General features: G+C 47.4%; 1 protein-coding gene. It reads right to left on the bottom strand.

The features are described 5' to 3' along the window. Window positions 1–392, bottom strand: a 392-nt coding sequence (gene rrtA, locus ACEWB7_RS18565; RefSeq protein WP_411581170.1) for a rhombosortase, incomplete at both ends; no start/stop codon positions are given.

The raw sequence follows: 392 nt of genomic DNA, 5'->3' as shown, positions 1-392 counted from the left end.
AGCCAGTAATTACCAATGATATATAGATTGGCCACTACAATCCCCCAGATCACCCCCAGCAAATGCGCTTCAACCAGTACTGGACTACCAATCAATTGGGCCGTGCCCTCACTGCCGATGGTATTTTCCCAGACCAGCTTCGCAAAAATCAGAAACAAAACCAAGGCTGCAAAACTGCGATCTTTCTTATACAACAGAAGCACACAGGCCACGGCGGCATACGCACCATGCAAGACACCTGACAGTCCAGCATAAGCCTCGATATCTGGCAGGAAATAATAAAAGCTAAGACTGATCAGCGGAGGCAAGACCAGTAGAATACTGACGAAGTTCCACACCGAAACACGTGGAAAGATATAGGGCAAGCAGATAAAGGCCAGCATATTCAGGAA

The organism is Acinetobacter sp. NIOH-H-8 (assembly GCF_046635365.1).
GTDB lineage: Bacteria > Pseudomonadota > Gammaproteobacteria > Pseudomonadales > Moraxellaceae > Acinetobacter.
The sequence above is the reverse complement of the archived record's forward strand: the minus strand, read 5'-3'. Positions and strand labels throughout refer to the sequence as shown.